The sequence below is a fragment of the Oleiagrimonas sp. genome (assembly GCF_027858935.1).
Classification (GTDB): domain Bacteria; phylum Pseudomonadota; class Gammaproteobacteria; order Xanthomonadales; family Rhodanobacteraceae; genus Oleiagrimonas.
On record NZ_JAQIBU010000180.1, the window covers coordinates 1 to 7,713 of the forward strand.

Here is a 7,713-nt window from a genome sequence, read left to right on the forward strand (position 1 = left end):
TGTGCCTGCTGGATGCGGTGCTCGAATGGGATGCGCAATGTATTCATGCCAGCAGCGCCGGACATCGCAATCCGCAGCATCCCCTGCGAAGCGAGGGGCACCTGCATGCCGTGCATCTGGCCGAGTACGGAGCCCAGGCTACGGCGGTGCATGGTGCGCTGTGCGCGCGGCGCAGCGGCAAGCTAGCCCCTCGGCCGGGCATGCTGGTGGCACTGCGCGACGTACGCCTGGCCGTGGAGTTCATCGACGCGTTTGCCGGCGACCTGCATGTACATGCCGATTGCCTGCATGCGGACCTGTCCGGTTCGCTGTACACGTTCCGGGTCGAGCATGCCGGCCTCGAGCTGGCCAGTGGGCGGGTCACGATCATGCACTCCGCCGCATGAGCAACCCCGGCGGGATCGTGCGGTAAGCTCGGATTCCCGGATTCCCGGAGCACTGGACCAAGCCAGCATGAGCGATACCACGACACGTCGAGCACTCGTCACGGGCGGCAGCGGCGACATCGGCGCCGCCATCTGCATGACGCTGGCCGCGGCCGGATACCACGTCATCGTGCATGCCCATCGCGGCATGGAACGCGCCGGGGCAGTGGTCGAACGTATCCGCGAGACTGGCGGCCAGGCCCGGGTCATGGCTTTCGATGTCACCGACGCAGCAGCCAGCGCGCAGGCGCTGGAGAGCGTACTTGCGGAGGGCCCCGTGCACTGCGTGGTCAGCAATGCCGGCGTGCATGACGACGCTCCGATGGCAGGCATGAGCGATGCGCAATGGCGGCAGGTCATCGACGTGTCGCTGCACGGTTTCTTCCACGTGGTGCAGCCGTTGTTGCTGCCGATGGCGCGGATGCGTTTCGGGCGGGTGGTGGCGATGGGCTCCGTGGCGGGAGTCATGGGCAATCGTGGCCAGGCCAACTATGCCGCCGCCAAGGCCGGTTTGCATGGTGCGGTACGCTCGCTCGCGCGGGAGATGGCTTCGCGCGGCATTACCGCAAATGTGGTGGCGCCGGGCGTCATCGCCGGACGCATGAGCGAGTCCCTGTTTCCGCCCGAGCAGCTCAAGGCGCTGGTACCCGCAGCGCGCGCGGGGACGCCGGAGGAGGTTGCGGCATTGGTGGCGTTTCTGTGCTCGGACGATGCCGGTTATATCAACGGCCAGGTCATCGGCGTGAATGGGGGCATGGGATGAAGCGGCGCCGGTTCAGGCGGCTTCGGTATACAGCGGAGGCGGGCGTCGTCCGGAAAGGGGCGCGCGCAGACGGGCGTCGCATTGCGTGGCGCGCAAGCTGATCGTGTCGGCAAGGGCTTCGAGCAGGTCGACGTGCTCGCGCAATCGCGCGACAAGCGCGGCATCGTCCAGCGGATCATGCAGCCCACGGTTGAGTTCGGCGAACCAGGCCAGCTCGTACTGGTCCAGCATCGCGCGCGGGTTGCGATTGGCACTGGATGCATGCCAGTCCAGGAACAGCGCCTGCATGCGCAGATTCAGTGCCTGTGCGCGTTCGAGATCATCGCGCACTGCAGCAAGCATGGTCAGGTCGGTCAGGCGCTTCTGGAACACCAGAGGGCAGAGCACGCCCCAGTAATAGGTGTAATCCCAGGTCACCTTCACCGGCAGAACTTCGGCATCGCCAAACAGCGGATACTGGTTGCGGAACAGCGGCAGGCTGTTGGCCAGGAACGATTGCAGCAACTGCTCATACATCAACGTGTATGGGGCCAGGTTGCGCCCGGCCAGGTCATGCCCGACCAGTGCGACGATGTAGGTGTTCTCGATCGCGATGAAGTCGCTTCCCGGTGAGTAGAACGGATCCAGGAAGGCGCCGGCCTCGCCGGTCAGCGCCCATCGGTTGGCGGAGAACATCTGCGCGCAGCCATGCGAATAATCTCGCAGGAAACTGAAGTCGAGCAACGCATCGCGCCGCGCCGCCACTGCGCGCGCCAATGCGGGCTGGCGTGTACCGAGCCATTCCAGGGTGCGTTCGAAGTCGCGCATCGATTCCAGCGGGTGCATGCCGGCGTCAGCGACGATGCCGACCGAATGCGCGCCCGAGGACAGCGGTATCAGCCATGCCCAATAGCCGGGTCCGACCAGATGGTTGGTCGAGCGCCATCGCTCGGGGGGCGTGCAACGGCCGCGCCAGTTACTGTCCTCGCACCAGCCGTCGATCTCGATGCGGTCGTCCAGGCGGAACCACACCGCGTTGCCATGGTGGTCGTTGTCGCGGGTCAGCTGGAAATGACGGCGCAGCATGCCGGCGCGGCCGGAGGCATCCAGCAGCCAGCGTGCGTGCAACTGATATTCGCTGGTCTCGTCGCGGCAGCGCACCGTGTGCCGTGCGCCGTCCTCGCCCATGCCCAGCCCGCTGATGGTGGTACCGTCGCGCACGTCGATGCCGCGACGGCGGGCCTCATCGTTCAGGAAGTTCTCGAGGATGCCGCGGTCGAGCTGATAGCTGGGGGTAGGCAGGACCTGGCTGGCACCAAGTTCAGTGACGTTTTCCAGATCATCGCGGCCATCGGAGAAGAAGAACCTGAAACCGAACTTGCGGATGTGGTCCCGCTCCAGGTGCTCGCGCAGCCCCAGCGTTTCGGCGAAATAGTGCGCACCGATCTCGACCGTCGATTCACCGACCTTGTGGGCGGCTGCGGGCAGCGGATGGCGACGGCGTTCGAGAACCACGATGTCCAGTTCCGGGAACTCTCCGCGCAGGTGAAGCGCCAGCGTGAGTCCAGCCAGTCCACCCCCGAGGATCACTGCATCGTGCATGGTCGTGCGTGTCATGGCGGTCCTGCCAGGCGAAACCGTACGTGGATGATGCCTCAGTCCCGCATCTGCGTCACGTCAGGGCGTTTCAGCGTCCGGGTCGAACACCAGCGGCGCCTGGTTACGGATGCTGCGCAGGTGATCGCACATCAGTCCCGCGCGCAGGATCCGCCAGACCACGCCCGCGGTGATGCGGCTGAAGTCGGACACCGGGCGAAAGTGGCTCAGGCGCATGTCGCCCTGATAGCGTGACTCGATCGGTACCGAGACTACGCGGACTCCCCGCTGCAGTGCGGATTCGATGAGAATTTCGGTCTCGAAAGCGAAACCGCCACTGTTGATGTCGGCCATTTCCAGAGCCTCGCGCGGGTAGTAGCGTTGTCCACACTGGGTGTCCACCAGGCGTTGTCCAGCGGCCCAGGAGATACCCCAGTCGGCAAAGTCATTGGCGCGTCGGCGATAGGTGGGCTGGCGCTCGCGATGCCGGATACGCGCGCCGGAAATGATATGTCCGGGATAGCGTCGGGCCGCGGCAAGCAGGCGCGGGATATCCGCGGCCACATGCTGACCGTCGCCATCCATGCTCACGACCCCCTCGCAGCCATGCTCCAGGGCGGCACGGAACCCGGTGCGCAGGGCCGCGCCCTTGCCGCGCCGTTCCTGGTGACGGATCAGGGTGACCGGAAGGCGGCCAACGATATCCGGCGTGCCATCATCGGAGCCGTCGTCCACCACCAGTACTGGAATGTTCTGTGCAAGGATCGATTCGATCACCGCACCAATGGTGCGTGCCTCGTTGAGGCAGGGGATCAATACGCAGCAAGCGGGTGTATCGGTTGCGTGGGGTGATGTCTGGTTCAAGAATAAGATTCCGTTTCGATCTCCAGCGCAAGATCCGTTCCGCAGGGAATCCGGCAATGGCTGCGCATGGGCCCGGTAAGGCATGCGAGCAGCAACAGGGCGCAGCCGCATGCATTCTCCTCGACCAGTGTCGCCAGCCCCGGGTTTTCCAGATTCGCAAGCGGTGCGTTCTTGCCCAACTGCAAGCGCAGGCGAGCCACTGCACGCGGGTTTTGTTCCGGCGACAGGACCAGCGCGCATCCCATCGGTTGTCGCGTGCGAATCACTTCCGCCAACGGTCCGCTGGCGGGCGCATCCGAGGCCACCAGCAGCAATGGCTGACGATCGCAGATGGCCTGTGTTGCGGCTTCCATCAGACCGGCGCCAAAGCTTTGCTCGCCCGCGCATACGGCGCTGGATGCCTGCATGCAGCGGGCGGCGATGGTCCAGTAACCGGCGGCGGCATTGTGCACGGAATTATGAAAGCGCGTGGGTGAAAGCTGCCGGGGGGCTTCGGCGAGGGTGCGGCACATGTAGTCCATGATGATGGCATCGCCGTGCGCGGAGGTGAACACGCTGGGCAGTTGGTCTGCTGGTCGTCCGCTCATCCGTACCGCCTGGGTGGCGGCCTCGATCGCCAGACGCACCAGCGCCGGTGCTCGCCTGCGCTCGGCCGGAGCGAGCCATTCGGCAGCAGGCTTGTCAGGGGCGTCGCTGCGCGGGGGCTGGCCCAGGATACGTTCGCGCAGGGACGGCCAGTCGGGGAGGCCCTGTGCCCAGAATCCGATGCCTTCGATCCAGACCTCCATCGAAGTGCTCATGCCCGAATCCCGGGGCGGGTGAAGGCCAGACAGGCATTGTTGCCGCCGAAGCCGAACGAGTTGCTCAGCGCCACGCGTACATCTGCGGATCGTGTCTCGAGCACCAAGTGATCCGCGCACACCGGATCCGGTTCGCTGCAGCCCAGATTGCCGGGCAGAAATCCTCGTTCGATGGCCAGCATGGCGAGTGTTGCCTCCAGGCCGCCGGCGGCACCCAGGGTATGCCCCGTGAAGCCCTTGCTTGAACTGACCCGGGTGGTGACCGGAAACAGGCGGGCAACCAGTGCGGCCTCGACCTCGTCGTTCTTGGGTGTCGCGGTACCGTGCAGATTGATGTAATCGACCTGCGCCGGATCCAGTCCAGCACGTTGCAGGGCCTTGCGCATGGCCATTTCGGCGCCGGCGCCATCCGGATGCGGGGTGGACATGTGATGGGCGTCACTGGACTCACCGTAGCCGGCCAGCTGAACCGCATCGGGCGCATGCTCGCTGCGTTCGAGCAGAGCGAAGCCCGCCGCTTCGCCGATCGAGATGCCGGTCCGGCCGATATCGAAGGGCCGACAGGCCTCGGCGGCAACCAGTTCCAGCGAGTTGAAACCGAACAACACGCTTTCACACAGGGTGTCCACTCCACCAACGACCGCCGCATCGGCCAGCCCGGTGTGGATCAGCCGTGAGGCCATGGCATAGACCTTGGCGCTTGACGAGCAGGCAGTGGAGACGGTGAGACAGGGTCCATCGAGATCCAGTACACGCGCCACGAATGTGCTGAGTGCGTGCAGGCAGTGGATCATCGGTCGCCGCAGGTCGGAAGGCAGACGGCCATCGGGATCGAGGTGGCGATAACCATCCTCGGTGCTGCCGATGCTGCCGGTGGAGGTCCCCAGAAGCACGGCCACCCTGGAGCGGCCGTGTCGCGCGGACGCGATGCGAACGGCATCGGCAAAGCCGTCCTGTTGCAGGCCAAGCCATGCCAGACGGTTGTTGCGGCACTCCCAATCGGTCAGTGCCTGCGGCAACGGCGCATGTTCCAGACCGGCGACCCGGCCGATCCAGCAGTCCAGTGGCGCGTTGCTGAAGTCGTTGTAGGCAAGTCCGCCGTGCATGCCCTGCAGCGCCAGGACATGCGCGGCGAGGCCGCGTCCAAGCGCTGAGGTTGCAGTGTGGGCGCTGACGGCGAGCGCGGGCAAGGTGTCGTGCATTGCGCCAAGCGTAACTTTTCCGTGCTGAATTTTCTCCTGCCCGTATCCAATGTTTGAATTGACTGGGATAGGATGTCCCCGGCACGGATGCTGCAGTCCTCTTGAATGGGACCCATCCTCGCCGGTCAGGAGACTTCTTTTCGATGAGCGACTCAATCGCCCCGCTGCGCCGCGGCCCGTGGCGTTACCTGTGCGACGCCGACGTGCTGCACTCGCTGCTGGTGACCCTGGCGGTGCTGGTGCTGACCGGGGGTCTGGCGTGGGTGGTCTATCTGCTCGGGGTCTGGCGCGCAGCCGTGCGCAGTGCCGTGCAGCCACAGCGGGCTGAAGTGGTGCTGGTATTCGGGCGCAAGCTGCGCGGAGAACATCCCGAGCGCGATTACCGCCAGCGTCTGCGCCGTGGCTTGCAACTGGCTCGCGATGGCGTGGCCCGTCGCATGCTCTTGCTGGGAGGCAGTGGCGGCAGCCGGACCAGCGAGGCACAGGCCGGAGCAGACTGGTTGCAAGCGCAGGGCTTCCCGCAGGATGTGCCCCTGATCCTGGAACAGGCCTCCAATGATTCACTGGAGAACCTGCGCCATGCGCGTGAACTGTTGCGCACCGACACCTTGCCGCCGGTGGCCCTGGTCACCAGCCGCTACCATCTGGCCCGCTGCCTGCTGCTGGCGCAGCGTCTGGGGTTCGACGCCGAGACCGTGGCCGCGGAGCCGCATATGCCACGCCAGCTCCGGTACCTGGGCCGCATGCTGCTGGAGTCGGGTTACCTGATGTGGATCGACATCGGCCTGCGCTGGGCGCACCTGATCGGCCACGAGCGCATGGCGGGAAGGATTCGCTGAAAAATTTCTTCACATCGCCCGGACAAGGTCAACCGATGCATCCGGAGCAGGCTTGCAGTGCGTGTCCGGATCCCGCGCTCCCGGATGCGGCCGAGGCAAGCATCGCAGGTTGGGCTGACGCAGGAAGTCAGGTGCCTCGGCTCCTCCGCCCTGAGGAAGCATCCCCGGATGCGCTTCGCTTATCCGGGCTACGGGATGGGAGTGTCCCTGGAGGAACTAGTGCGCACCGCCGCTGATCGCCTTGCTTGCCTTGGGGCCGAACGGCGGTTTGGCCAGCCAGATCACGGCGATCAGGCCGATGAAGATCCAGCCCAGCACGTGGAACACCTCGTTGAAGGCGATCTGGTAGCTCTGCTGGGTGATCATGCCGTTGAGAATGCGTCCACCCAGCTCGGTGTTGCCATGTCCCAGGTTCTGCAGCGCGGCGCGGGACTGCGGATCGAAGCGCGTGATGTTCTCGGTCAGCTGGGCATGGTGGGTGTCGGCACGGCGGATCCAGGCGAAGGTGGTGATGGAGGCGGCAAAGCTGCCGCCCAGGGTGCGCAGGAAGGTGGCCAGACCGGAGCCAGCGGCGATCTCGTCCTGGCGCAGGTCCGACAGCAGGATGGTCAGCACCGGCATGAAGAACAGGGCCACGCCCAGACCCTGCCACAGTTGCACCATCGCGACGTGGGTAAAGTCCACCTGCAGGTTGAAGCCCGAGCGCATGAAGCAGGTCGCGCCCATCACCAGAAACGACAGTCCAGACAGGATGCGCAGGTCCATGCGCGGGGCGTACTTGCCGACAAAGAAGGTCAGCAATACCGGGATCACGCCCAGTGGCGCCGTGGCATATCCGGCCCAGGTGGCGGTATAACCCAGGTTCTGCTGCAGCCACAGCGGCACCAGCAAGGCGATCGCGAAGAACGCCGAATAGGCCAGGACCAAGGCCAGGGTGCCGGCGGCGAAGTTGCGGTGGCGGAACAGCTTGAGGTCGACGATGGGATCGTCATCCGTCAGCTCCCAGATCAGGAAGACCGCCAGTGCGATCACCGAGGTGATGGTCATCGCGATGATGAAGGTGGAGTGGAACCAGTCCGCGTCGTTGCCCTTGTCGAGCACGATCTGCAGCGCGCCGACGCCGATGATCAGGGTGATCAGGCCGACATAGTCCATGCGCGGACGCTGTGTCTTCTCGACCTTGGCGCGCAACTGGTTGGCGACCACCACGCTGGCGAAAATGCCGATGGGCACGTTGATGAAGAA

At 65.2% G+C, this 7,713-nt stretch carries 8 protein-coding genes; 3 read left to right on the forward strand and 5 right to left on the reverse strand.

Annotated features, from left to right (window positions below; genetic code table 11):
- Both PF446_RS06610 and fabG read left to right on the forward strand, forming a co-directional pair.
- The coding region (locus PF446_RS06610; protein WP_298070452.1) for a phosphotransferase at positions 1-386 on the forward strand (386 nt) is incomplete at its 5' end.
- Between the two features lie 67 nt (positions 387-453).
- Entirely contained in the window at positions 454-1,188 is a 735-nt protein-coding gene (fabG, locus tag PF446_RS06615; RefSeq protein ID WP_298070453.1) for a 3-oxoacyl-ACP reductase FabG, read from the forward strand.
- A gap of 12 nt (positions 1,189-1,200) precedes the next feature.
- Here the strand turns inward: fabG and PF446_RS06620 are convergent, their stop codons facing one another.
- Genes PF446_RS06620 through PF446_RS06635 form a run of 4 tightly spaced genes read right to left on the reverse strand, consistent with a single transcriptional unit; the run spans position 1,201 to position 5,629 of the window.
- Positions 1,201-2,784, reverse strand: coding sequence for a tryptophan 7-halogenase (locus PF446_RS06620; protein WP_298070455.1), 1,584 nt, complete (start codon positions 2,782-2,784; stop codon positions 1,201-1,203).
- Positions 2,785-2,844: 60 nt separating this feature from the next.
- A complete protein-coding gene (locus PF446_RS06625) occupies positions 2,845-3,627 on the reverse strand; it encodes a glycosyltransferase family 2 protein (protein WP_298070457.1) in 783 nt (260 codons plus the stop codon).
- Entirely contained in the window at positions 3,624-4,427 is an 804-nt protein-coding gene (locus PF446_RS06630) for a beta-ketoacyl synthase chain length factor (protein WP_298070460.1), read from the reverse strand. Before PF446_RS06630 ends, PF446_RS06625 begins: the two co-directional genes overlap by 4 nt.
- Positions 4,424-5,629 (reverse strand): beta-ketoacyl-[acyl-carrier-protein] synthase family protein, encoded by a 1,206-nt coding sequence (locus PF446_RS06635; RefSeq protein WP_298070462.1) that lies wholly within the window; start codon positions 5,627-5,629, stop codon positions 4,424-4,426. The genes PF446_RS06630 and PF446_RS06635 overlap by 4 nt, the downstream gene beginning before the upstream one ends.
- Before the next feature lie 143 nt (positions 5,630-5,772).
- Here PF446_RS06635 and PF446_RS06640 point away from each other — a divergent pair, with 143 nt between their 5' ends.
- Positions 5,773-6,468 (forward strand): YdcF family protein, encoded by a 696-nt coding sequence (locus PF446_RS06640; protein WP_298070463.1) that lies wholly within the window; start codon positions 5,773-5,775, stop codon positions 6,466-6,468.
- A gap of 216 nt (positions 6,469-6,684) precedes the next feature.
- On the opposite strand, the gene PF446_RS06645 is transcribed toward PF446_RS06640, so the two are convergent.
- Positions 6,685-7,713: DHA2 family efflux MFS transporter permease subunit (locus PF446_RS06645; protein ID WP_298070465.1), on the reverse strand; the 1,029-nt coding region annotated here is incomplete at its 5' end.

Bases quoted from the DNA above. Each gene is read 5' to 3' on its own strand.
- fabG (WP_298070453.1), top strand. From the start codon at position 454: ATGAGCGATACCACGACACGTCGAGCACTCGTCACGGGCGGCAGCGGC.
- PF446_RS06620 (WP_298070455.1), bottom strand. From the start codon at position 2,784: ATGACACGCACGACCATGCACGATGCAGTGATCCTCGGGGGTGGACTG.
- PF446_RS06630 (WP_298070460.1), bottom strand. From the start codon at position 4,427: ATGAGCACTTCGATGGAGGTCTGGATCGAAGGCATCGGATTCTGGGCA.
- PF446_RS06635 (WP_298070462.1), bottom strand. From the start codon at position 5,629: ATGCACGACACCTTGCCCGCGCTCGCCGTCAGCGCCCACACTGCAACC.
- PF446_RS06640 (WP_298070463.1), top strand. From the start codon at position 5,773: ATGAGCGACTCAATCGCCCCGCTGCGCCGCGGCCCGTGGCGTTACCTG.